Source organism: Cellulosimicrobium sp. Marseille-Q4280, from assembly GCF_943181405.1.
GTDB lineage: Bacteria > Actinomycetota > Actinomycetes > Actinomycetales > Cellulomonadaceae > Cellulosimicrobium.
On sequence record NZ_CALPBY010000001.1, the window covers coordinates 499592 to 523012 of the forward strand.

General features: G+C 70.8%; 18 protein-coding genes and 3 rRNA genes. 11 read left to right on the plus strand and 10 right to left on the minus strand.

Translation table 11 applies throughout. The features are described from left to right. Positions 1-75 precede the first annotated feature (75 nt). Complete coding sequence (locus tag NFS20_RS02220) at positions 76-1059, plus strand: aldo/keto reductase (protein ID WP_251150106.1); 984 nt, start codon at positions 76-78, stop codon at positions 1057-1059. 121 nt (positions 1060-1180) lie between these two features. After that, positions 1181-1792 carry a nitroreductase family protein gene (locus NFS20_RS02225; RefSeq protein WP_251150107.1) on the plus strand — a complete coding sequence of 204 codons (612 nt, stop codon included), beginning with the start codon at positions 1181-1183 and terminating at the stop codon, positions 1790-1792. Here the strand turns inward: NFS20_RS02225 and NFS20_RS02230 are convergent. Together NFS20_RS02230 and cofD are read right to left on the minus strand one after the other, a co-directional pair. Continuing rightward, complete coding sequence (locus NFS20_RS02230) at positions 1789-2637, minus strand: CofC family guanylyltransferase (RefSeq protein ID WP_251150108.1); 849 nt, start codon at positions 2635-2637, stop codon at positions 1789-1791. The two genes, NFS20_RS02225 and NFS20_RS02230, sit on opposite strands and share 4 nt — an antisense overlap. Beyond that, entirely contained in the window at positions 2630-3574 is a 945-nt protein-coding gene (cofD, locus tag NFS20_RS02235) for a 2-phospho-L-lactate transferase (protein ID WP_251150109.1), read from the minus strand. The genes NFS20_RS02230 and cofD overlap by 8 nt, the downstream gene beginning before the upstream one ends. Before the next feature lie 55 nt (positions 3575-3629). Between cofD and NFS20_RS02240 the strand changes: the two genes are divergently transcribed. Then, entirely contained in the window at positions 3630-3950 is a 321-nt protein-coding gene (locus tag NFS20_RS02240; RefSeq protein ID WP_251150110.1) for an MTH1187 family thiamine-binding protein, read from the plus strand. Positions 3951-4077: 127 nt separating this feature from the next. Beyond that, positions 4078-5538 carry a restriction system modified-DNA reader domain-containing protein gene (locus tag NFS20_RS02245; protein WP_251150111.1) on the plus strand — a complete coding sequence of 487 codons (1461 nt, stop codon included), beginning with the start codon at positions 4078-4080 and terminating at the stop codon, positions 5536-5538. 95 nt (positions 5539-5633) lie between these two features. On the opposite strand, the gene NFS20_RS02250 is transcribed toward NFS20_RS02245, so the two are convergent. Together NFS20_RS02250 and NFS20_RS02255 are read right to left on the minus strand one after the other, a co-directional pair. Then, positions 5634-6467 (minus strand): ABC transporter permease, encoded by an 834-nt coding sequence (locus NFS20_RS02250; protein WP_251150112.1) that lies wholly within the window; start codon positions 6465-6467, stop codon positions 5634-5636. Then, positions 6464-7591: an ATP-binding cassette domain-containing protein gene (locus NFS20_RS02255; RefSeq protein WP_251150113.1), complete on the minus strand. Its 1128-nt coding sequence runs from the start codon at positions 7589-7591 to the stop codon at positions 6464-6466. The genes NFS20_RS02250 and NFS20_RS02255 overlap by 4 nt, the downstream gene beginning before the upstream one ends. A 130-nt stretch (positions 7592-7721) precedes the next feature. On the opposite strand from NFS20_RS02255, the gene NFS20_RS02260 reads away from it, so the two are divergent. From NFS20_RS02260 to rrf, 4 genes are all read left to right on the plus strand, one after another. After that, a complete protein-coding gene (locus tag NFS20_RS02260) occupies positions 7722-8747 on the plus strand; it encodes a helix-turn-helix transcriptional regulator (RefSeq protein WP_251150114.1) in 1026 nt (341 codons plus the stop codon). A 572-nt stretch (positions 8748-9319) separates the two neighbouring features. Further along, positions 9320-10843: ribosomal RNA gene (locus tag NFS20_RS02265) — 16S ribosomal RNA — on the plus strand. A 483-nt stretch (positions 10844-11326) separates the two neighbouring features. Then, positions 11327-14434: ribosomal RNA gene (locus NFS20_RS02270) — 23S ribosomal RNA — on the plus strand. 101 nt (positions 14435-14535) lie between these two features. Next, a 5S ribosomal RNA gene (rrf, locus tag NFS20_RS02275) occupies positions 14536-14652 on the plus strand. Together the 16S, 23S and 5S rRNA genes form the textbook arrangement of a ribosomal RNA operon. Positions 14653-14788: 136 nt before the next feature. On the opposite strand, the gene NFS20_RS02280 is transcribed toward rrf, so the two are convergent. The 4 genes from NFS20_RS02280 to NFS20_RS02295 form a co-directional block, all read right to left on the minus strand. Next, positions 14789-15763 carry an alpha/beta hydrolase gene (locus NFS20_RS02280; RefSeq protein ID WP_251150115.1) on the minus strand — a complete coding sequence of 325 codons (975 nt, stop codon included), beginning with the start codon at positions 15761-15763 and terminating at the stop codon, positions 14789-14791. Between the two features lie 20 nt (positions 15764-15783). Further along, on the minus strand, positions 15784-16494 hold the full coding sequence (locus NFS20_RS02285; protein WP_251150116.1) for a maleylpyruvate isomerase N-terminal domain-containing protein: 711 nt from the start codon (positions 16492-16494) through the stop codon (positions 15784-15786). Positions 16495-16558: 64 nt separating this feature from the next. After that, positions 16559-17857, minus strand: coding sequence for a homoserine O-acetyltransferase MetX (metX, locus tag NFS20_RS02290; protein WP_251150117.1), 1299 nt, complete (start codon positions 17855-17857; stop codon positions 16559-16561). A 19-nt stretch (positions 17858-17876) separates the two neighbouring features. Continuing rightward, entirely contained in the window at positions 17877-19214 is a 1338-nt protein-coding gene (locus NFS20_RS02295; RefSeq protein ID WP_251150118.1) for a bifunctional o-acetylhomoserine/o-acetylserine sulfhydrylase, read from the minus strand. Between the two features lie 512 nt (positions 19215-19726). On the opposite strand from NFS20_RS02295, the gene NFS20_RS02300 reads away from it, so the two are divergent. Together NFS20_RS02300 and NFS20_RS02305 are read left to right on the plus strand one after the other, a co-directional pair. Next, positions 19727-20872: a hypothetical protein gene (locus NFS20_RS02300; protein WP_251150119.1), complete on the plus strand. Its 1146-nt coding sequence runs from the start codon at positions 19727-19729 to the stop codon at positions 20870-20872. Then, positions 20830-21138, plus strand: a complete 309-nt coding sequence (locus NFS20_RS02305) for a C40 family peptidase (protein WP_251150120.1) — start codon at positions 20830-20832, stop codon at positions 21136-21138. Before NFS20_RS02300 ends, NFS20_RS02305 begins: the two co-directional genes overlap by 43 nt. Before the next feature lie 21 nt (positions 21139-21159). On the opposite strand, the gene NFS20_RS02310 is transcribed toward NFS20_RS02305, so the two are convergent. Beyond that, positions 21160-22149 (minus strand): SDR family NAD(P)-dependent oxidoreductase, encoded by a 990-nt coding sequence (locus NFS20_RS02310; RefSeq protein WP_251150121.1) that lies wholly within the window; start codon positions 22147-22149, stop codon positions 21160-21162. An 85-nt stretch (positions 22150-22234) separates the two neighbouring features. On the opposite strand from NFS20_RS02310, the gene NFS20_RS02315 reads away from it, so the two are divergent. Further along, positions 22235-22792, plus strand: coding sequence for a TetR/AcrR family transcriptional regulator (locus tag NFS20_RS02315; protein ID WP_251150122.1), 558 nt, complete (start codon positions 22235-22237; stop codon positions 22790-22792). A gap of 57 nt (positions 22793-22849) precedes the next feature. Here the strand turns inward: NFS20_RS02315 and NFS20_RS02320 are convergent, their stop codons facing one another. Beyond that, positions 22850-23353, minus strand: coding sequence for an inorganic diphosphatase (locus NFS20_RS02320; protein WP_251150123.1), 504 nt, complete (start codon positions 23351-23353; stop codon positions 22850-22852). Between the last annotated feature and the right edge of the window lie 68 nt (positions 23354-23421).

Genomic DNA, 23421 nt, shown 5'->3' on the forward strand with positions numbered 1-23421 from the left:
GGACCGTACACCCATGCCGATCGCTCTCTAGCGTGGAGATGTCACCAGGAACACCCACGAACGGGAGACCGCATCATGCGCTACTGCACCATCGGCGACGGCCGCACGACCTTCGACGTCTCGACCCTGTGCCTCGGCACGATGAACATGGGCACCCTCGTGGACGAGGACACCTCGTTCGCGATCCTCGACCGCTACCTCGAGGCCGGCGGCACGTTCCTCGACACGGCGAACAACTACAGCTCCTGGGCCGGCGGCTACGGCCGGGACAGCGAGGACCTGCTCGGCCGCTGGCTCGCGACCCGCGGCGTGCGCGACGAGGTCCGCCTCGCGACCAAGCTCGGGGCAGCGAAGAAGGACCCGGCGCTGCCGCTGCAGAACGTCGCGCCGACGAACTACCAGGGGCTGGCCGCCGACGTCGTCGAGCGGGAGGCGCACGAGAGCCTGCGCCACCTCGGCGTCGACCACCTCGACGTCCTGTACGGGCACGTCGACGACCTCGACACGCCGCTCGCCGAGACGGTCGGCGCGTTCGGCAAGCTCCAGGCCGAGGGGGTGGTGGGGATCACGGGCATCTCGAACGTCGCGCTGTGGCGCGTGGTGGAGGCGCGCGAGGAGGCGCTGCGCCAGGGGATCGCGCCCTACGGGCTCGTCCAGCAGAACCTCACCTACGTCTACCCGACGCCCGAGCCGGGGCGGCACAACTGGGCGTCGTACGAGCTGCTCGACTACGTGGCGTCGACCGGGACGCCGGAACGTCCGCCGCTCGCCGTCGTCGCGTACTCGCCGATCCTCCAGGGCGCGTACGTGCGCCGCGACAAGCCGCTGTGGGACGGCTTCGACCACCCGACGACGCGCGAGCGCGTCCGCACGCTGCACGAGGTCGCGGGCCAGACCCGCGCCACGCCGAACCAGGTCGTGCTCGCGTGGCTCCTCGGCGGCGAGCACCCGGTGATCCCGGTGATCGGGCCGAGCACGGTCGAGCAGCTCGACGAGCTCCTCGGCGCGGCCGACCTCGACCTCGACCCCGAGATCCGGGCGCGCCTCGACGCCGTCTGAGGCCTCGTGTCAGGGTCACAGGTCGTCGGGGTGATCTGCGACCCTGACACAGCGCAGGACGTCGCGTCGTGTCAGGGCGACAGAACACCCGGGTGACCTCTCGACCTGACACGATCGGGGCATGGAGTTCCAGGACGTCGTGCGACGCCGCCGCATGGTCCGGCGGTTCATCGCCGACCCCGTCGACCCCGCCTCGGTGGACCGCGTGCTGCGCAACGCCGTCCGCGCCCCGAGCGCCGGCTTCGCGCAGGGCTGGGCGTTCGTCGTCCTGACCGAGCCCGACGACGTCGCGCGCTTCTGGGCGGCCTCGACGCCCGCGGACTCCGAGCGGGACATGAGCGCGTGGCTCGACGGCATGCGCACGGCCCCCGTGATCGTCCTCGTCCTCACGTCGAAGGACGCCTACCTGCGGCGGTACGCCGAGGACGACAAGGGCTGGGCCGACCGCGACGAGAACCGGTGGGCCGTGCCGTACTGGCACGTCGACGCCGGCATGGCGTCGCTGATCATGCTCCAGACCGCGGTCGACGAGGGGCTCGGCGCGTGCTTCTTCGGCGTGCAGCCCCGTGAGGTTCCGCGGCTGCGCGAGGCGTTCGACATCCCCGACGAGTACGCGCCGACGGGCGTCGTCGCGCTCGGCCACCCGGGCGACACCGGGCCGAGCGGGTCGCCGCGCCGCCGGGCCCGCAAGCCGCTCGACGACGTCGTGCACCGGGGCCGCTGGGGCGGTTAGCCGGCAGTGCCTCCGGCGTGCAGACCGGGTACGTGCTGCCCGACGGCGGCCCGCACCTCCGCGGGCAGCTCGCCCCAGTCGTCGATCGTGTCGAGGTCGGTCGCCGTCCCGGGCCGCTGCACGACGGCGGCCCGCAGCCCGCGCGCGGCGGCCTCCGAGAGGTGCGAGGCGAGGCTGTCGACGCCGAACCGGAACCGGAACGCCTGCCGAGCACGACCCTGCGGTCGTTCTGCGGCGGGTAACGGCTCTGAGGTCGTGCTCGGCGGGACCGACGCGTCCCCGGAGAGGACGAGCAGGTTCGTCCCCGACCGGTGCCGGTCGGTCGCGACGACGACCGGCGCGTCGTCGGCGAGCAGCGCGGCGACGTCGTCGGTCGTCAGCGCAGGGAGGTCCGCGTGCGCGACGAGCAGCCGCACGGGGCCGTCCTCGACCGCGATCTCACGACCCACCTCGACCGCCTCGTTCAGCCCCGGTCGGTCCGCGGGCTGCAGCACGATGCGGAGACGGTCGGCGTCGTCGGTGAGCAGCGGGGGCCCCTCCCCGTCTCCGGCAGTGCTCGACGCCTCCACGACGACGTCCCGCAGCGCGCGCCACGTGAACCGCGGGTCCGACGTCACGACGACCACCCGCTCCACCGCCTCGGACGCGAGGAGCGTCGCCACGACGTGCCGCGCCAGGACGGCGACGAGCCGGCTGCGCGCGGCCGGGTCGAGCACGTGCGCGAGCCGCGACTTCCCGGACGTCCCGTCGCGCAGCGGCACGACGGCGACCACGCGCCCCGGGCGACCCGACCCCGCCGGGCGGGCCGCGCCGTCGGGCACGACGGCTCCGGACCGGTCAGCCACGCGTCGCCGCCAGGATCTCCCGGGCGAGGCGCTCGCGGCCGTCCGCGCCGCCCATGACGGTGTCCGTGACGAGGACGCGCAGGCCGAGCGCCGCGACGTCCTCCGCGAGGTGCGCGTCGCGCTCGTCGATCACCATGTGGTCGACGAGCCCCGTGTAGAGGCGCGCGACGCCCAGCGCGGACACCTCGTGGCCGAGCGTCGCGAGCATCTGCGCCGCGGGCCCCTTGATCGCCCGTCCACCGACGATCGGGCTCACCGCGACGCGGTGCGCGCGCGACCCGACGAGCGCCTCGCGGACGCCGGGCACGCCGAGGACGGGCGCGACGGACAGGAACGGGTTCGACGGCGCGACGACCACGACCCGCGCGTCGCGCACGGCCTCGACCACCCCGGGCGCGGGGCGCGCGGCCTCGATGCCGTCGTAGACGAGCCCGACGACGTCGTCGGCGTGCTGACGACCCACGAAGTACTCCTGGAAGCCGAGCCGTCCGCCGGGCGTGTCGACGAGCGTCGCCACACGGTCGTCGGTGACGGGCACGACGCGCGCCCGCACGCCGAGCGCGCGGCTGAGCTCGGCGGTCACCGCGGACAGCGGCGCCCCGGCCCGGAGGCGGGCTGTCCGCACGACGTGCGTCGCGAGGTCCTTGTCGCCGAGCGTGAACCACGTGTCCTCGCCGAGCCGGCCCATCGCCTCGAGCGTCGCGTACGTCTCGCCGACCACGCCCCAGCCGCGCTCCTCGTCGGCGAGACCGGCGAGCGTGTACGTCACGGTGTCGAGGTCGGGCGAGATCGCGAGGCCGTGGAGCTCGACGTCGTCGGCGACGTTCACCACGACCGTGAGGTCCGCTCCCGCGCGGTCCATCCCGTGGGCGAGCCGCGCGCCCCCGACACCTCCGGCCAGCACGGTCACCGCGTCGGTCGCCACGCCCTCAGTCACGGACCGAGCCTACGTCGGGGGCGAGCACGGTCGGCGACGTGCCACCATGGGCCCCATGGCCGTCTTCGCCTTCTCCGTCGCCCCGCTCGGTGCCGGCGAGTCCGTCGCGGACTCCGTCGCCGAGGCCGTCCGCATCGTGCGCGAGTCCGGCCTGCCGAACCGCACCACGTCGATGTTCACCGAGATCGAGGGCGACTGGGACGAGGTCATGCCCGTCATCCAGCGGGCCACGGAGGCGGTCGGGGCCGGCGGTCACCGGGTGTCGCTCGTCGTCAAGGCCGACATCCGGCCCGGCCGGACGGGCGAGCTCACGGGCAAGGTCGAGCGCGTCGAGGAGCGTCTCGCGGCAGACGAGCAGGAGTCGGGGCACGCCTGACCTGCGGGTTTCCCGACGCCCGAACCGTACCGGTTCGGGGTGTTCGCGGGACTTGACCGCCGACGTAGGCTAAGCCGCAAACGCCCCCGCCCCGGACGCGTTCCGCAATGCAGCAGGAGACCCCCCGATGCCCCTCTTCGAGGTGGACGCCGAGCGTCCGTTGCTCGTCCAGCCGCCCCAGCCGGCCGGCGCCTTCGGGACCGACGCGCAGCGCGTGGTCGACGGCAACCTCGACAGCCTGCTGGGCGAGCAGATCTTCCCCGTCAAGGAGGGCGCGTCCGACGACGAGCCGCACCTCCTCGCGCTGGACGCGGCCGGGCTGCCGGTGGTCATCGAGGTCACGGCCGAGCTCACCGAGAGCGCCCTGACGGCCGCCCTCAACCACGCGGGCCGGGCCGGGCGCCTCACGCGCGCCGAGCTCGCCGCCCGGTACACGGGTGGGGCGTCACGCTTCCAGCAGGACGTCGCGGCGTTCTACGACAACGTGCCGCTCACGCGGTCGCAGGCCACGGCGCGCACCACGGGCGCACGGCTCATCGTCATCTGCTCGAGCGCCGCGCCGGGGATCGAGGACGCGCTCGACTTCCTGCGCCAGCCCGGCTCGCCCGTCGCGGTGCTGCGCCTCGGCGTGGTGCACGGCGCCGACGGTCGGCGCTTCGTGGACGTGTCGCCGCTCGCGGTCGGCCGTCCCGAGACGCCCCCGACGCCGGAGCGCACGCCCGTGCGTGCCCGGGAGGCGGCGCCCGCCTCCGACTTCGCGGACGGCGTCGCCGTGGGCCGAGCGCTGACCGGCAAGTTTCCCGTGGTGACGCAGCACGCGCGCTCGCGCGCCGAGCGGCGCCGCGAGCTCGAGTCGAGCACGACGTACGGGTCGACCCCGCCGTCCGCCGACGTCACCGGGCAGCTCGCGCCCGTGCCGCTCGAGATCCCCCTCGGTGGGCCCGCCGCGGAGGACGGGCTGCCGGTGCTGGACTTCGTGCCCTTCGAGGACCCGTCGACGGCGCGTCCCACGCCGGAGCAGCGCACGTGGTCCGACGAGCCGAGCACGTGGGCCGACCGCCGGCCCGCCGGCAGCGGGGACGACGCGCGCGTGCCGCGGACGTCGATCCTCACGCGCGAGTCGGTGCGCACCCGTGAGTCGTACCGGACGCGCGAGTCGATCCTCACCCACGAGTACGCCGCGCAGCACTCGCCGGCGTCGGAGCGCTCCTACGACCCGCTGTCCTACCAGCCGCCGGCCGGGCTCGAGCCCGACCCCCTCGTCGGTCGCGAGGTCGCCCCGGTGCCCGCGCCCGCCGTCGTCGACGTGCCGCTCGGTCCCGACGACGACCCGGACCTGGTGGCGCTCGCGCGCACGCTGGGGAGCCCGCGCCATCTCGTGTGGTCGCGTCCGCGCCGCGGCCAGCGGTTCGAGGCGGTCCTGCAGCCCGACGGCTTCATCGAGCTGGCCGACGGCGCCCGCTACCGGCACCCCGACCTCGCCGCCGTCGCGGTCTCGGGGACCGCGACGGCGGACGGGTGGAGCGTCTGGCGCCTCGGCGACGACGGCCCCTCGCTCACGGACGCGTTCCGCGCCCACCACGCCTGACCACCGGTGCGCGTGCTCACGAGCCCGGGCAGCGCGGTGGCCGGGGCCGTCGAGACGGTCCGGGCCACCGGCTGAGGCGTCGCCGCGCCGCGCCGTCAGTCCGCTGACGTGACCATCGCACGGATACCGACGACCAGGCCGACGACCGCGGTCGCGAGCGCGGCGACCCAGCCCCAGGCGACCGCGGTCGCGCCGAGGTCGCCCGCGAACAGCGCGCGCTCGGCGTCGACCACGTACTTCAGCGGGTTGACCGACGCGGCGACCTGCATCCAGCGCGGCCCCGACTCGAGCGGCAGCAGCATCCCGGACAGGAGCATGAGCGGGAACAGCACCGTCTGCTGGACCATCCAGAACATCCAGTCCTGCTTGCGCACCGCGAGGGCGAGCGCGTAGGACAGCGCGCCGATCCCGACGCCGAGCACGGCGAGCAGCGCGAGCCCGAGCACCGCGCCGACCGCGTGGAGCTCGAACCCGAACGGGAGCATGACGAGCACGACGATCACGGACTGCGCGACGATCGGCACCATCTCCTTGAGCGCGCGGCCCACGAGCAGCGACGACCGCGACAGCGGCGCGACGAGCATGCGCTCGTGCGCGCCGGTCTGGAGCTCGAACAGCAGGTTCGCGCCCGTCGCGGACGTGCCGAACAGCGTGGTCATGACGAGGATCGACGGGACGAACCACTGCCAGACGCTCCCCCCGAGCACCTGGGTCCCCCCGAGCGACCCCACGAGAAGCGGGCCGAACAGCACGAGGAAGACGATCGGCTGCACGAGGCCGAACACGACGGAGAACGGGTCGCGCACCACGGGCCGCAGCTCGCGCGCGAGGACGATGCCGGTGTCGCGGACGACATGGCGTCGCGACGGCGCACGTGCCGGTGCGGGCGGGGTCGCGGGGACGTCGGTGCGGGTGTCGACGGCGCTCATGCTGCGGTCCTCTCGGTAGGCCGGGTCGTCGTCCCGGCGGTGTCGGTGGTCGGTGCGTCGGTCGGCGCGTCGCTCGTGCCGGGGTGGGTGGCGCCGGCCTCACGGAGGCTGCGGCCGGTGAGGGCGAGGAAGACGTCGTCCAGCGTCGGGCGGTGGACGTACGCCGTCGCGACCGGGATCCCTGTGTCGTCCGCCGCGCGCAGGAGGCGGGGAAGGTAGGCGTCCCCACGCTCCGCACGCACGGTCACCTGCGACCCGTCCCGGGCGAGCACCTCGCGGAACCCGTCGACCCGGGCGGCGACCTCGACGAGGCGGGCGACGGCGTCGGGCACGGCGCCGTGCCGCCCGGCACCGCCCGGCCCGTCGGGGCCCGACGGCGGAGCCTTCACGCCGACGACGACGCGGTCGCCCGCGAGCTCGGCCTTGAGGTTCGCGGCGGTGTCGTCCGCGATGACCTCGCCGTGGTCGACGACGACGACGCGCTCGGCCATGGAGTCCGCCTCGTCGAGGTAGTGGGTCGTGAGCACGACGGTCATGGGCGCGCCCGTCGTGGCGACGGCGTCGGCGCGCATCCGGCCGACGTGCTCCCACAGGTTCGCCCGGTTGTGGGGGTCGAGTCCGGTCGTCGGCTCGTCGAGGAAGAGCAGCGCGGGGGAGTGGACCAGGCCCATCGCCACGTCGAGGCGGCGTCGCTGGCCGCCCGAGAGGTCGGAGACCTTGCGCGTCCTCTGGGCGGTGAGCTCGAGCACGTCGAGCAGCTCGTCGGCGCGGCGCCGGGCGGCACGACGGTCGAGACCGTGGATGCGTGCCTGGCTCACGAGCTCGTCGACGGCGCGCTGACCGTGGCCGGCCGCGTTCCCCTGGCCGACGTAGCCGATGCTGCGTCGGACGGCGTCGGGCTGCGCGACGACGTCGAGACCCGCGACGGTCGCCGTGCCCGACGTCGGGCGGATCAACGTCGTGAGCATGCGCAGCATGGTCGTCTTGCCGGCGCCGTTGGGGCCGAGGACGGCGACGAGCTCGCCGGGCGCGACGTCGAGGTCGATGCCGCGCACGGCGTGCACGGTCCTGCTCGCGTCGCGCCCGACGGGGAAGTCCTTCGTCAGGGCTCGGGTACGGATCACGGTGTCCTCCGGGGCGTGGTGGTCGGTGGTCTGGCGGATCGGTGGGTGACGCCGGTGCGGGACCGGCTGAGACCACTCTTCCCGGTGTAGCGGTCAGCTTCTGGCCTCTACTGCGTGCGATGCTGGCGGCATGCTCGAGACCTCCGGACGACTGCTCACGCTGCTGTCCCTCCTGCAGGCCCGCCGCGACTGGCCGGGCCCGGCGCTCGCGGAGCGCCTCGCCGTCAGCCCGCGCACGGTCCGACGCGACGTCGACCGGCTGCGCGAGCTCGGCTACCCGGTACAGGCCACGAAGGGACCGGACGGCGGGTACCGCCTCGACGCGGGCGTCGACCTGCCGCCCCTGCTGTTCGACGACGAGCAGGCGGTCGCCGTGGCGCTCGCCCTGCGCACGGCGACGCTCCCGGGGGTCGAGGACGCGGCGGCCCGTGCGCTCGCCACCATCCGCCAGGTGATGCCCGCCCGGCTGCGCGGCCGGATCGACGCGCTCGAGGTGACGGCGGTCCCGCGTGCTCGGGAGTCGGACCGTCCGGCGGTGCGTCCGGACGTCCTCGTGGCGATCGGCACCGCGGCACGGGAGCGGCGCGTGGTGCGCTTCGACTACGACGGAGGGTCGGGGGACGTGCTGCGTCCGGCGCACGCACCGGACGCTGCCGGCTTCCGGCCCCCACGCCGCGTCGAGCCGCACCACCTCGTCACGTGGGGCGGCAGGTGGTACCTCGTGGCCTGGGACCTCGAGCGCGACGACTGGCGCACGTTCCGGGTGGACCGGATCACGGTGCGGTCGGGCGACGGCCCGCGGTTCCGGCCGCGCGACCTCCCGGCGCCCGACGTCGCGACCTACGTGTCGCAGGCGTTCTCCCGTCCGGCGTGGCCGGTCCGCGGCACGGCCGAGCTGGGTGCGGGCGCGGACCACGTCGCGCCATGGGTGGGGGACGCCGCGGTCGTCGAGGCGCTCGGCGAGGACCGGTGCCGCGTCACGGCCGGCTCGTGGTCCTGGGGTGGGCTCGCCGCCTGGTTCGGCATGTTCGACGTCCCCGTGACGGTCGTGGGGCCGTCCCAGTTGCACGACGCCGCGCGGCAGGTCGCGGCACGGCTCGCCGGTGGCACGAACGGGCCCGCGGAAGCACCGGTGGGCGCACCGGAGGTGCGGTGAACGCGGTGAGCGGGGTCACCACGAGCGGGTTTGACCGCGCGCCCTGCGCCCCGTAATGTTCTCGAGGTCGCCCGGCAGGGAGGAACAGACACCACGGCGTAGCTCTTCGGAGCAGACGCGAAGTGGCTGGTCCCGCAGGCGAATCCCCTTCTTCAGATCGTGAGTGCAGCGTGCTGCGCCTGCGGTACTGTTCGGGGGCCCGATTCAGATCATTCTGAGCGAATTTCCGGTTTCGACCGGGTTCGGGACGAAGGTCCGGGTCTGGTAGGCTGGAGAACGAAGCCCCGCGCAAGAGTCGGAAACGACTGGAGGCGGTGTGTGTCGGTTGTTTGAGAACTCAACAGTGTGCTTGTTAGTCAATGCCAATTTTTGTCCCCTTTGTGGGCGTGGCTGGCTGGGTTGTCCCGTTCGGGGTGGCTGGTTGGTTGTGTCAGGGGATGTTTTTGGTTGATTTCGGAGAATGATCGTCAGATTGTTTTTCGTTTGTAGGCCAGTTTTGTGAACCTTTCGGGGTTCGCTTCGTATGGATTGTTCGCTGCCGGGTCTTTGGGTCTGGTGGTGGGCGTTGATCATTTACGGAGAGTTTGATCCTGGCTCAGGACGAACGCTGGCGGCGTGCTTAACACATGCAAGTCGAACGATGATGCCCAGCTTGCTGGGTTGATTAGTGGCGAACGGGTGAGTAACACGTGAGTAACCTGCCCTTGACTTCGGGATAACTCCGGGAAACCGGGGCTAATACCGGATATGAGCCGTCCTCGCATGGGGGTGGTTGGAAAGTTTTTCGGTCAGGGATGGGCTCGCGGCCTATCAGCTTGTTGGTGGGGTGATGGCCTACCAAGGCGACGACGGGTAGCCGGCCTGAGAGGGCGACCGGCCACACTGGGACTGAGACACGGCCCAGACTCCTACGGGAGGCAGCAGTGGGGAATATTGCACAATGGGCGAAAGCCTGATGCAGCGACGCCGCGTGAGGGATGACGGCCTTCGGGTTGTAAACCTCTTTCAGCAGGGAAGAAGCGCAAGTGACGGTACCTGCAGAAGAAGCGCCGGCTAACTACGTGCCAGCAGCCGCGGTAATACGTAGGGCGCAAGCGTTGTCCGGAATTATTGGGCGTAAAGAGCTCGTAGGCGGTTTGTCGCGTCTGGTGTGAAAACTCGAGGCTCAACCTCGAGCTTGCATCGGGTACGGGCAGACTAGAGTGCGGTAGGGGAGACTGGAATTCCTGGTGTAGCGGTGGAATGCGCAGATATCAGGAGGAACACCGATGGCGAAGGCAGGTCTCTGGGCCGCAACTGACGCTGAGGAGCGAAAGCATGGGGAGCGAACAGGATTAGATACCCTGGTAGTCCATGCCGTAAACGTTGGGCACTAGGTGTGGGGCTCATTCCACGAGTTCCGTGCCGCAGCAAACGCATTAAGTGCCCCGCCTGGGGAGTACGGCCGCAAGGCTAAAACTCAAAGGAATTGACGGGGGCCCGCACAAGCGGCGGAGCATGCGGATTAATTCGATGCAACGCGAAGAACCTTACCAAGGCTTGACATGCACGGGAAGCCACCAGAGATGGTGGTCTCTTTGGACACTCGTGCACAGGTGGTGCATGGTTGTCGTCAGCTCGTGTCGTGAGATGTTGGGTTAAGTCCCGCAACGAGCGCAACCCTCGTCCCATGTTGCCAGCGGGTTATGCCGGGGACTCATGGGAGACTGCCGGGGTCAACTCGGAGGAAGGTGGGGATGACGTCAAATCATCATGCCCCTTATGTCTTGGGCTTCACGCATGCTACAATGGCCGGTACAAAGGGCTGCGATACCGTAAGGTGGAGCGAATCCCAAAAAGCCGGTCTCAGTTCGGATTGGGGTCTGCAACTCGACCCCATGAAGTCGGAGTCGCTAGTAATCGCAGATCAGCAACGCTGCGGTGAATACGTTCCCGGGCCTTGTACACACCGCCCGTCAAGTCACGAAAGTCGGTAACACCCGAAGCCCATGGCCCAACCGGTTCGCCGGGGGGAGTGGTCGAAGGTGGGACTGGCGATTGGGACTAAGTCGTAACAAGGTAGCCGTACCGGAAGGTGCGGCTGGATCACCTCCTTTCTAAGGAGCTTCAACGCACGCCTCTTCGGGGGTGTGTGGTGGCCACGGCCCACGCCGTTCGCGTGTGGGGGTGGTTGCTCATGGGTGGAACATTGACGAAAGAGCGTCGGTCTCGCTGGTGTCAGTACCTGCGTCGCCTGGTCTGCTGGGTTCTCCTTCGGGGGGTTCGGTGGTGTCCGGGGGGTGTGGTGGAACATCGCGGGTGGGTCCGGGGCTTGTCGAGCACACTGTTGGGTCCTCAGGTCGCCGGCCACTTTGGTGGTGGTGCCTGGTACGGGTCGGTCCGTGGATCGCGAACCGCTCGCCGAGCTGGTCTTGGTGGGTAGGCGGGTCTGTGCGGGTCGGGGTCGTTGGTTGTTTGAGAACTGCACAGTGGACGCGAGCATCTTTGAAGTGATCAAGATGCAAAAAGTACGGGTGTGCCCTTCGGGGTGTGTCCGTGGTTTTTGTTCTTGGTCTCTGCGAATAGATTGTAGTGTGTGTGTCGAAGTTTTTAAGGGCACAGGGTGGATGCCTTGGCACTAGGAGCCGAAGAAGGACGTCGTAGCCTGCGATAAGCCTCGGGGAGCTGGCAAACGAGCTGTGATCCGAGGGTTTCCGAATGGGGGAACCCCGTACGAGTCATGTCGTGCGACCTGCACCTGAATATATAGGGTGTGTGGAGGGAACGCCGGGAAGTGAAACATCTCAGTACCGGCAGGAAGAGATATTCCGTGAGTAGTGGCGAGCGAAAGCGGATGAGGCCAAACCGGGCGCGTGGTAAAGCTGTCAGGCGTTGCGTGTCCGGGGTTGTGGGACCCTTCTGGTGGATCTGACAGTCCACCGGGGAGTCAGAAAGCCGTGTCATAGTCGAACCGCATTGAAAGGCGGACCACAGACGGTGCGAGTCCGGTAGACGAAATGGCGCGGCCTCCCGAAGGGGATCCCAAGTAGCACGGGGCCCGTGAAATCTCGTGTGAATCTGGCAAGACCACTTGCTAAGCCTAAATACTACCTAGTGACCGATAGCGGACCAGTACCGTGAGGGAAAGGTGAAAAGTACCCCGGGAGGGGAGTGAAATAGTACCTGAAACCGTGTGCCTACAATCCGTTGGAGCCTCCTTGGTTGGGGTGACAGCGTGCCTTTTGAAGAATGAGCCTGCGAGTTAGTGCTCAGTGGCGAGGTTAACCCGTGTGGGGAAGCCGTAGCGAAAGCGAGTCCGAACAGGGCGTCCATAGTCGCTGGGTCTAGACCCGAAGCGAAGTGATCTAGCCATGGGCAGGTTGAAGCGCGGGTAAGACCGCGTGGAGGACCGAACCCACCAGGGTTGAAAACCTGGGGGATGACCTGTGGTTAGGGGTGAAAGGCCAATCAAACTTCGTGATAGCTGGTTCTCCCCGAAATGCATTTAGGTGCAGCGTCACGTGTTTCTTGCCGGAGGTAGAGCTACTGGATGGCCGATGGGCCCTACAAGGTTACTGACGTCAGCCAAACTCCGAATGCCGGTAAGTGGAAGCGTGGCAGTGAGACTGCGGGGGATAAGCTCCGTAGTCGAGAGGGAAACAGCCCAGACCACCGGCTAAGGCCCCCAAGCGTGTGCTAAGTGGGAAAGGATGTGGAGTTGCACAGACAACCAGGAGGTTGGCTTAGAAGCAGCCACCCTTGAAAGAGTGCGTAATAGCTCACTGGTCAAGTGATTCCGCGCCGACAATGTAGCGGGGCTCAAGTACACCGCCGAAGCCGTGGCATCTGCGCGTAACTCAGGCCTTCGTGGTCCAGAGGCGCAGGTGGGTAGGGGAGCGTCGTGTGGCCGGTGAAGCCGCGGGGGAACCCAGCGGTGGAGGCCACACGAGTGAGAATGCAGGCATGAGTAGCGAATGACGGGCGAGAAACCCGTCCGCCGAATGACCAAGGGTTCCAGGGCCAGGTTAATCCGCCCTGGGTAAGTCGGGACCTAAGGCGAGGCCGACAGGCGTAGTCGATGGACAAGGAGTTGATATTCTCCTACCGGCGAAGAACCGCCCATACCGAGCCCGGTGATGCTAACCGCCCAAACCTGTCCACCGACCCTTCGGGGTCACCGGACAGGGGCGCGCGGGACCCGAACCGGTAGTAGGTAAGCGTATTAACAGGGGTGACGCAGGAAGGTAGCCCGGCGTGGCGATGGTAGTCCACGTCCAAGGCTGTAGGCCGTCGGGTAGGCAAATCCGCCCGACACGAGGCTGAGAGCTGATAGTGAGCGCGTATGCGCGAAACGGGTGATCCTATGCTGCCAAGAAAAGCCTCGGCGCGAGGTTCTAGCCGCCCGTACCCCAAACCGACTCAGGTGGTCAGGTAGAGAATACCAAGGCGATCGAGCGAATCGTGGTTAAGGAACTCGGCAAAATGCCCCCGTAACTTCGGGAGAAGGGGGGCCCGAAACGTGAACCGACTAGCTCGGGGAGCGTGGACGGCCGCAGAGACCAGGGAGAAGCGACTGTTTACTAAAAACACAGGTCCGTGCGAAGTCGCAAGACGATGTATACGGACTGACGCCTGCCCGGTGCTGGAAGGTTAAGAGGACGGGTCAACCCCTCGTGGGTGAAGCTCAGAATTTAAGCCCCAGTAAACGGCGGTGGTAACTATAACCATCCTAAGGTAGCGAAATTCCTTGTCGGGTAAGTTCCGACCTGCACGAATGGCGTAACGACTTCTCCGCTGTCTCAACCGCGAACTCGGCGAAATTGCACTACGAGTAAAGATGCTCGTTACGCGCAGCAGGACGGAAAGACCCCGGGACCTTTACTATAGCTTGGTATTGATGTTCGGTGCGGCTTGTGTAGGATAGGTGGGAGACTGTGAAGCCCGCACGCCAGTGCGGGTGGAGTCAACGTTGAAATACCACTCTGGCCGCTTCGGATGTCTAACCTCGGTCCGTGATCCGGACCAGGGACAGTGCCTGGTGGGTAGTTTAACTGGGGCGGTTGCCTCCTAAAATGTAACGGAGGCGCTCAAAGGTTCCCTCAGCCTGGTTGGCAATCAGGTGTCGAGTGCAAGTGCACAAGGGAGCTTGACTGTGAGACTGACAGGTCGAGCAGGGACGAAAGTCGGAACTAGTGATCCGGCGGTGGCTTGTGGAAGCGCCGTCGCTCAACGGATAAAAGGTACCCCGGGGATAACAGGCTGATCTTGCCCAAGAGTCCATATCGACGGCATGGTTTGGCACCTCGATGTCGGCTCGTCGCATCCTGGGGCTGGAGTAGGTCCCAAGGGTTGGGCTGTTCGCCCATTAAAGCGGTACGCGAGCTGGGTTTAGAACGTCGTGAGACAGTTCGGTCCCTATCCGCTGCGCGCGCAGGAAACTTGAGAAGGGCTGTCCCTAGTACGAGAGGACCGGGACGGACGAACCTCTGGTGTGCCAGTTGTTCCGCCAGGAGCACCGCTGGTTGGCTACGTTCGGAAGGGATAACCGCTGAAAGCATCTAAGCGGGAAGCCTGCTTCAAGATGAGGTTTCCATACCCTCAGGGGTGAGAGGCACCCAGCAGAACACTGGGTAGATAGGCCGGACGTGGAAACGGGGACCAACGACCCGTGCAGCTGACCGGTACTAATCAGCCGACAACTTCAACACCCATCACACTCTCATGCGACGCGTCCACTGTGCGGTTCCCGAACCACCAACCCCACCACCCCCACACCGGGGGCGGCACCCGGGAAAGTGTTCGACAGAGTTACGGCGGTCACAGCGAAGGGGAAACGCCCGGTCCCATACCGAACCCGGAAGCTAAGCCCTTCAGCGCCGATGGTACTGCCCTGGAGACGGGGTGGGAGAGTAGGACGCCGCCGGACAACCCTTCACCGAAGGCCCACCCCACCAGGGGTGGGCCTTCGGCATTTCACGATCATGACTTGTGGTCACGACCGGCGGGTCACGACCGGCGGGTCACGACCGGCGGGTCACGACCGGCGGGTCACGACCGGCGGGTCACGACCAGCCGTAGGACGCGACCCAGCGCACGATCTCGGCGAAGTACACGGCGCGCGGGCCCGGGGCCGACAGGGCGAGGTCGTGGATCCCGCCGGGGATGCGCACGACCGTGACCACGCGCCCGAGGTTCGGGGCGCGCCGGGCGAGCGGCTCGACGTCGAGCACGATGTCCGCGCTGCGCATGTTCTCCGTCCAGCGCGTGCTGAACAGCGAACGCTCGGCCAGGAGTACCAGGACCGGGCAGTCGATCGACAGTCCGCCCGCCACGTGCGCATGGCCGGCGATGACGGCGCGCAGCCATCCCGCCCGCACGGGGAACGAGGGCACCGGGCGCCACGCGTCGTCGATCGTCCACGCCCCGTCCTCCCGGTCGCGGAGCGTGCGCGCGTAGTACCCGGGGTCGATGCTGGGCAGCGGAGCGCGAGGCTGGAACCGCGCGAGCTGCCGGATCGCCGGGCCGGACACGGTGCGTGCGACGGACGACCCCTGGAGCTCCAGCCAGGGACTGTTGAGGATCAGCCCGCGCACCCGCCCGGGATGGCGGTGCGCCCACAGCGACGCAACGAGCCCCCCGGTCGAGTGACCCATGAGCATCACCGCGGCGCGCGCGCCGAGCTCTTCGTGGACGACGGCGAGAGCAGCCTCCAGGTCCGCGTCGTAGACGTCGAGCGAGTCGGCGTAGCCCGGTGTCTGGTGCGGCCGCAGGCTCCGGCCGTACTTGCGGAGGTCCAGCGCGTAGAACGCGGCACCCTGCGCGTGCCAGAGCGCGGCGAGCTCCGTCTGGAAGAAGTAGTCGCTCCAGCCGTGCAGGTACAGCACGGCGCGGGCCGGCCGCACCGCCTCGGGCGCCGGCGGGGCGTAGCGGACGAGGGTCGCGACGACCGGTCCCTCGTCGTCGTCGTCGAGCTCGAGGGTGCGCCGGACGAAGCCGTCGCCCAGGACGTCCGGCTCCCAGTCGTGCACGTCGGGCACGGGCCCCCTCCCCGGCGTGTTCAGAGAAGAGGCAGCATGCGGCCGAGGTCGGGCACCGCCTCGGACGTGTGCAGGGGTGCGAGGGCCTTCGCGAGCCGGTCGACGTCGTACCGTTCGCGGCCCGTCGCGAGCCGCACCCAGAGCAGCGGGTCGTGCACCTCGAGGCTCCAGCCACCGCGCACGACCACGACGTGCAGCAGCTCGGCCGCGACCGCGTCGAGCGCGCCCGGGTGGACGGGGGAGTCGTGGACCTCGGGGAACGACCGCGACAGGTCGTCGGCGTGCACGACGAGCTCGACGACGCGGGAGACCACCATGTCCTGGAGCGTGATCGGGCCGCGGCGCGCCTGGACGACCCGCTCGCCGTCGAGCTCGTCGAGCCGGGCGAAGGCCTGCGCGGCCAGGGCCTCGACCCCGCCGAGCCGGTCCGGTGCGAGCTCGGCGTCCAGGGTCCGCGTCGCCTCCGCGATCTCCTCCGCGCGGTCGGGATAGGTGCCGAGGTACTCGGCGAACGAGAGGGGCACCGTTCCCGGCTCGACGGGCCCGCACCGCGCGAGTGCCTCCATCACGCGGCCGAGATGGGAGACGAGCTCGCCGACAGACCATTCGTCGAGGACGCTCGGACGGTCTGCCGCGCGTCCCAGCTCAGCCCCGAGACCACGCAGCCAACCGTCGAGCCGGTCCCACTGGGCGCGAAGGTGGTCGGCCGCGGCGTCGACGTCGATGCTCATGCGCCCATCGTGCCCGCTCGGACGGTCGCGACGCACGCCAGGTGGCGCGTCGACCGGGACCGTCTCACTCGTGCGCGCGAGAGGGCTCGGGGAGGAACTCCGCGACGAGCGGCCCGAGCTGGTGGTGCTCGACGAGGAACCCGTCGTGGCCGAAGTCGCTGTGCAAGGTCCGGAGCGGCTCCGCACCGGGGATCCCCGCGGCGATCCGTGCGCAGTCGGCAGGGAGGAAGAGGCGGTCCGAGTCGACGGCGACGACGAGGGCCCGCGCGGTGATCGAGCCGAGCGCGGCCTCGACACCGCCGCGGTCCCGCCCCAGGTCGTGCGTGAGCATCGCCTGGGTGAGCACGAGGTAGGAGTTGGCGTCGAAGCGGCGGGCGAGCTTGTCGCCGTGGTGGTCGAGGTAGGACTGCACGGCGTAGCGCCCGTCGGTGAACGGGTCCTCGCCGCCCTGCGGGATCCGGCCGAACCGGGTGTCGATCTCCAGGGCCGAGCGGTACGTGGCGTGCGCGATCTGCCGCGCGATCCCGAGGCCGACGTGCGGGCCGTCGCCGTCGGCCGCGTCGTAGTAGTCGCCGTCGCGGAACCGCGGGTCGGCTCGGATCGCGCCGATCTGCGGGTGCGCCCACGCGATCTGGTCGCCGGTGGTCTGGGCGCCCGTCGCGATCGCCGCGAGCGACTCGACGCCGATGCCGGCCTCCGGGCCGAGGATCGCCCACTCGAGCACGCGGTGACCACCCATGGAGGCTCCGACGACGAGCGCCCACGACGTCACGCCGAGCGTGCGCGCGAGCTCGATCTCGACGGCGACCTGGTCGCGTGTCGTCACGCGCGGGAAGCGTCCGCCCCACGGCGCGCCGTCCGGTGCGGTCGACGCCGGTCCCGTGGTCCCCTGGCACCCGCCGAGCACGTTCGGGGCGACGACGAACCACCGGTCCGTGTCGATGGGCGCGCCCGGACCGATCAGGTCCTCCCACCAGCCCGCGGTGCGGTGGCCTGCGCCGGCCGGGCCGCTGACGTGCGAGTCGCCCGTGAGGGCGTGCAGGACGAGGACCGCGTTCGAGCCGTCCGGGGCGAGCGTCCCCCACGTCTCGTACGCGACGCGCACGTCGGGAAGACGCGCCCCGGACTCGAGGTCGAAGGTGCCGACGTCCGCGAAGCGGCGACGACCGACGTCGTCGCCGTCCCGCCAGGCGCTGCTCGCCGGGACCGCCGTCGTGGCACGAGGGCGCGACGAGGGGACCGCGCTGCGCGGGGGCGCGGGGCGGGTCGGGCGGGTCGGGGGGAGCTCGTCGGTCACGGGATTCACCGTCGGCCACTGTACGGCCGGGGCGCCGGTGGCGCCCCGGCTGTCCGGATACGTCATCGTGGGCTCGTCCTCCCCGTCACGCGTCCCGCGCGGACTTGGCGGCGGTGAAGCCGAGCTCGAGGTCCGCGAGGATGTCGTCGACGTGCTCGATCCCGACGGCGAGGCGCACGAGGCCGGGGGTCACGCCGGACAGCGCCTGCTCCTCGGGCGTGAGCTGGCTGTGCGTCGTCGACGCCGGGTGGATGACGAGCGAGCGGACGTCGCCGATGTTCGCGACGTTCGAGTGGAGCTGCAGGGCGGAGACGAAGGCCTGGCCGGCCTCCGCGCCGCCGTCGAGCTCGAACGCGAGCACCGCGCCGGCGCCGCGCGGCAGGTACTTCTGGGCGTTCGCGTGCCAGGGGCTCGACGGCAGTCCGGCGTAGTGCACCGTGCGGACGTCGTCGCGGGCCTCGAGCCACTCGGCGACCCTCTGGGCGTTCTGGACGTGGCGCTCGACGCGGAGCGAGAGCGTCTCGATCCCCTGCGCGATGAGGAAGGCGTTGAACGGCGAGATGGCCGACCCGAGGTCACGCAGGAGCTGCACGCGCGCCTTGAGGACGTAGGCCAGGTTGGCGCCGAGGATGCCGTTCACGCCCAGGTCGCGCGCGTAGACGAGCCCGTTGTAGGAGGGGTCCGGCGTGTTGAACCCGGGGAACCTCTCGGGGTCCTGCGCGAAGTCGAAGGTCCCGCCGTCGACGACGACGCCGCCGATCGCCGCGCCGTGGCCGCCGAGGTACTTCGTCGCGGAGTGCACGACGACGTCGGCCCCGTGCGCGAGCGGGCGCAGCAGGTAGGGCGTGGCGACGGTGTTGTCGACGACCAGCGGGACGCCGACCTCGTGGGCGACCGCGGCCACCGCCTCGATGTCGAGGACGTCGGCCTGCGGGTTGGGGATCGTCTCGCCGAAGAAGAGCTTGGTGTTCGGCCGGACGGCGTCGCGCCACGCCTGCGGGTCGTGCGGGTCGGTGACGAACGTCGTCTCGACGCCGAGCTTGGCGAGCGAGTAGCGGAGCAGGTTGTACGTGCCGCCGTACAGGCTCGGGGAGGCGACGACGTGGTCGCCCGCCTCGGCGACGTTGAGGATCGCGAACGTCGTCGCGGCCTGGCCGGACGCGAGCAGCAGGGCCCCGACGCCGCCCTCGAGCGACGCGATCCGGTTCTCGACGACCTCCTGCGTCGGGTTGCCGATGCGGGTGTAGATGGGGCCGAGGTCCCGGAGCGCGAACCGGTCGGCGGCGACGGACGCGTCGGGGAAGACGAAGGACGTGGTCTGGTAGATGGGCAGTGCGCGCGCCCCGGTGGTGGGGTCGGCGGACTGGCCGGCGTGGACCTGGCGGGTCTCGAAGGACCAGGCGGGTGTCTGCTCGGTGCTCATGGTCTCGCTCCTGCGGGTGTCGGTGGCAGTGCCGGTCGGGTGCCGGTCGGGTGCCGGTCGGGTGCCGGTCGGGTGCCGGTCGGGTGCCGGTCGGGTGCCGGTCGGGTGCCGGTCTCGGCGGGCGCGGGTGCGCCGGGGACGGCCGCAGGTGTGGGTGCTCGACACGGCCGCGGCGGGAGGGGCAGCGCACGGGGACGTGGTGCCCGGTCGTCGCGGGTACCGCCGTCGTCGGCGGCACCGGCCACAGGGCAGGCGAACGTGCGCTGAGGTCAGCAACACATTCGACGGGTCATGGACCGACAGTAGGCACGCGAGACGTGAGCCGGAAGGGCTGTCTCGTGATGCGAGACCACATGCTGAGAACGTCGGTCGGTCTCGGATCGCGCGTCTGCGGACCGCCGGGCAGACTGCAACGGGCGGCGCGTCGTCTGTCAACGCGACGCGCCGCGCAGGGCGGAGCGGGTTCCAGGGCTCGCGCCGCAGGAGGACGTCGCACGACGGGAGGGAGGGGCATGAGCGGATCGACGCGCGGTCGTGCGGTCGCGACGAGCGCCGCCGCGCCCCTCGCCCTCGCCCTCGGCCTGGGTGTCGGGTTCGCGCCCGCTGCGACGTCGGACCCCGCTTCCCCCTCGACGTCGGACCCCACGCCCGCCTCTGACGAGGACGTGCGCTCCGCGCGCGAGGACGTCGATCGCGCGAGCGGCGACGTCGCGGCGATTGAGGCCGATCTCACCGCGCTGCGGGACCGCCGGTCGAGCGCCCAGGCCGGTGTGCAGAGCGCCGCGGAGGACTACGCGGCCGCGCAGGCCGTGCTCACGGAGGCGGACGCGGAGCTGCGCACCGCGCGCGAGGACCTGGTCGTCGCCGAGGCGGCCGAGGACGAGGCGCGCGCCGCGCTCGGCGCGCTGTTCCGCGCGTCGCGCCAGGGCTCGAGCGACCTCGACGCGCTGCGCGCGGTGGTCGAGGCCGACGGCGTGGCGGAGGTCGTCGAGCGGGAGCAGGCCGGGCGGGTCGTCGGGCGCACGGCCAGCCGCGCGGTCGACGAGCACGCGACGGCCCGCGCCGTGGCCGACACCGCCCGTGCGCGCGCGGACGCCGCCCTGGTGCACCAGGAGGAGGTCTCCGGGCGGGCCCGCGCGGCGCTCGCGACGGCCGAGCGGGCGGCGGCCGAGCTCGACGCCGCGGTCGCCGACGCGGCAGCGCGCCGCGAGGGCCTCGTCGCCGAGCTGGCGCGGGCCCGCGAGACGAGCGTCGAGGTCGAGCGGCAGCGGCAGGACGCGCTCGACGCCGAGCAGGCCCGGGCCGACGAGGAGCGGGCGCGCGAGCGCGTGGGCGCGGGTGAGCCCGCGCCGTCGGGCACGGCCGGCGCGGCGGCGAGCCCGCCGGCCCCTGCCGCCCAGCCGCCCGCCCCGACCGCACCCCGGCACCGCCACCCGCCCCGGCACCGCCACCCGCCGCGGCACCGGCACCCGCGCCGGCCCCCGCACCGCAACCGACCCCTGCACCCCGGCCCGAGCCGCCACCTCCGGCGGCCCCGCCCGGCACGTCGGTCGGGAGCGCGGCGCAGGGCCAGGCCGCCGTGGCGTGGGCGCGGACGAAGATCGGTTCGCCGTACGTGTTCGGCGGGACGGGTCCGGGCTACGACTGCTCGGGCCTGACGTCCCGGGCGTGGTCCGCGGCGGGCGTGGAGATCACGCGCACGTCACGGTCGCAGTACCAGCGCGTCGCGAAGATCCCGTACGCGCAGCTGCGCCCGGGCGACCTGATCTTCTACGCGAACGACACGTCGGACCCGTCGACGATCCGGCACGTCGCGGTCTACGCGGGCGGCGGCAGGATGGTCGAGGCGCCGCAGCCCGGGGTGGACGTGCGCGAGGTGCCGATGCGCTGGACCGACGCGATGCCGTACGCCGGCCGGCCCTGATCGACGCCCGTCCGCGGCGCGTCAGGCCCGGCTCCCGTCAGCGCCGGCCCCGGTCAGGCCGGGCTGCCGTGGGGACTGCCCGGAGGCGACGGGGACGACGTGCCCCGCGAGCCGCTCGAGCTGGTCCCACACCGCCGCGAGCGCGTCGGGCGCGGGTGAAGCGGTCAGCGCTGGGGGGCGTACCGGCACCGGGAGGCCCCGTGGTCCGTCCGCAGGGGCGTAGACCTGCCCGCCGCGGGCGTGCGGGTCTGTGAGCGCGCGGACCGCCGACCACGCAGCGGTGTCCTTGCCCTGCGCCCAGGGCGTGAACGGGTTGCGCTGCACGGGGATCGTCTCGTCGCGGATGCCCGCCCGCTGCGGCGTTCGGGCGTCCACGCCGACGCCTGGCCGCGCGACGATGGACTCCACCGGCACCCCGGCCGCGTCCAGCCGCCGTGCCAGCTCGAGCGCGAAGACCTCGGTGACCGCCTTCGCCCGGGTATAGGCGACGACGCCGACCCGGGAGGTCCGCAGCACGTCCGTCACGGGCCGCCGGAGCCGGTCGACGAACCCCGACGACGTGTGGACGATCCTCGCCGCCCCGTGCAGCGCCCCGGTGCGGGCCATCGCCGGGAGCGCGTGCGCGACGAGGGCGACGTTCGCCACGACGTGCGTCCCGACCAGGGTCGGCAGCCCGTCGGCCGTGCGGTCCGTGGCGCGGAGAGCCATCGACCCCCCGTTGAGCAGCAGCCCGTCGAGCCGGTCGTACGCGGCCAGTGCGGCTCCCGCGGCGCGGACCGAGGCCGACGACGCCAGGTCGACCACGAGCCGGTCCGGCGACGCGCCGGGGACGTGCTCGCGGATGCTCGACGCCGCGACCGTCAGCCGGTCGGGCGAACGCCCGGCGAGCACGACGTGGGCACCGGCCGCGGCGAGCTGCTCTGCGGCGAAGTAGCCGATGCCCGACGTGGCTCCTGTCACGACCACCGTCCGCCCGCTCTGGTCGGGAAGGTTCTCCGGGTCCCATGCCATGGCACGCTCCTCTCATGCGGATGAAGTATCCGGATCACCGTAGCGCATTTGGATGAGCTATCCGCTTCCGGGATATGCTCGTGCCATGAGCTCCCGCCGCGCCGACGCCGTCCGCAGCCGTGAGCGCATCCTCCGTGCCGCCGCCCGGGCGGACCCGAAGAACCTGCGGCTCAACGAGATCGCCCGCGAGGCGGGCGTCGGCGTCGGCACGGTCTACCGCCACTTCGCCACGGCTCACGCTCTCGTGGAGGACCTCACCCTCGACGCCCTGACGGCCCTGGGGGACCTCGCCCGGGCGGCGTCGGCGGACCCCGACCCGTGGCACGGCTTCGAGGCAGCGCTCCGCGGTGTGGTGGACCTGCACGTCGAGGCCGGAGGGCTGCAGGCCGTGCTGCTCGCCCCGGAGGACGCGAGCCCGGAGGTCGCCACGCTCAAGGCCGAGGTCCTCGGTGCGCTCGGCGACGTGCTCGCGCGCGCCCAGCGGGCGGGTGCGGTCCGGGACGACGTGACCGTGGCGCAGGTCGAACGGCTCGTGTGCGGCGTCGAGCACGCCCTCCGCCTCGGCTCGCCGGACGACGACCGGGATGTCGTGGTCGGTGTCCTGGTCGACGGGCTGCGGGCGCGGGGGACGGACTCCCGGTGACGCACGACGGCGCCCCTCACCACGCGGGTGAGAGGCGCCGTCGGGCGGCGGTGCGGATCAGTGACCGGGCGTGTGGTACCCGGTGTCGATCGCACGCTGCAGCGAACGCTCGATCTCGGCCTCGGCCTCCGTGCGGCCCACCCAGTGGGCGCCCTCGACCGACTTGCCGGGCTCGAGGTCCTTGTAGACCTCGAAGAAGTGCTGGATCTCGAGGCGGTGGAAGTCGGACACGTCGTCGATGTCCTGGCGCCACGCCGCGCGCTGGTCGCCCGTCGGGACGCACAGGACCTTGTCGTCGCCGCCGGCCTCGTCGCGCATGCGGAACATGCCGAGCGCGCGGCAGCGGATCAGGCAGCCGGGGAACGTGGGCTCCTCGAGCAGCACGAGGGCGTCCAGCGGGTCGCCGTCCTCACCGAGGGTGCCCTCGATGAAGCCGTAGTCGTCGGGGTAGCGCGTCGACGTGAAGAGCATCCGGTCGAGACGGATCCGGCCGGTCGCGTGGTCGACCTCGTACTTGTTGCGCTGGCCCTTGGGGATCTCGATCGTGACGTCGAACTCCACTGCTGTCCTCCAGTCGTACCGGCACCGCGGTTCTCGGGCGGTGGCTGGTCGGGTTGATCGACGGACGA

Bases quoted from the DNA above. Each gene is read 5' to 3' on its own strand.
- NFS20_RS02240 (WP_251150110.1), top strand. From the start codon at position 3,630: ATGGCCGTCTTCGCCTTCTCCGTCGCCCCGCTCGGTGCCGGCGAGTCC.
- NFS20_RS02225 (WP_251150107.1), top strand. From the start codon at position 1,181: ATGGAGTTCCAGGACGTCGTGCGACGCCGCCGCATGGTCCGGCGGTTC.
- NFS20_RS02250 (WP_251150112.1), bottom strand. From the start codon at position 6,467: ATGAGCGCCGTCGACACCCGCACCGACGTCCCCGCGACCCCGCCCGCA.
- NFS20_RS02300 (WP_251150119.1), top strand. From the start codon at position 19,727: ATGAGCGGATCGACGCGCGGTCGTGCGGTCGCGACGAGCGCCGCCGCG.
- NFS20_RS02315 (WP_251150122.1), top strand. From the start codon at position 22,235: ATGAGCTCCCGCCGCGCCGACGCCGTCCGCAGCCGTGAGCGCATCCTC.
- metX (WP_251150117.1), bottom strand. From the start codon at position 17,857: ATGACGTATCCGGACAGCCGGGGCGCCACCGGCGCCCCGGCCGTACAG.
- NFS20_RS02285 (WP_251150116.1), bottom strand. From the start codon at position 16,494: ATGAGCATCGACGTCGACGCCGCGGCCGACCACCTTCGCGCCCAGTGG.
- NFS20_RS02260 (WP_251150114.1), top strand. From the start codon at position 7,722: ATGCTCGAGACCTCCGGACGACTGCTCACGCTGCTGTCCCTCCTGCAG.
- NFS20_RS02245 (WP_251150111.1), top strand. From the start codon at position 4,078: ATGCCCCTCTTCGAGGTGGACGCCGAGCGTCCGTTGCTCGTCCAGCCG.
- NFS20_RS02220 (WP_251150106.1), top strand. From the start codon at position 76: ATGCGCTACTGCACCATCGGCGACGGCCGCACGACCTTCGACGTCTCG.
- NFS20_RS02295 (WP_251150118.1), bottom strand. From the start codon at position 19,214: ATGAGCACCGAGCAGACACCCGCCTGGTCCTTCGAGACCCGCCAGGTC.
- NFS20_RS02310 (WP_251150121.1), bottom strand. From the start codon at position 22,149: ATGGCATGGGACCCGGAGAACCTTCCCGACCAGAGCGGGCGGACGGTG.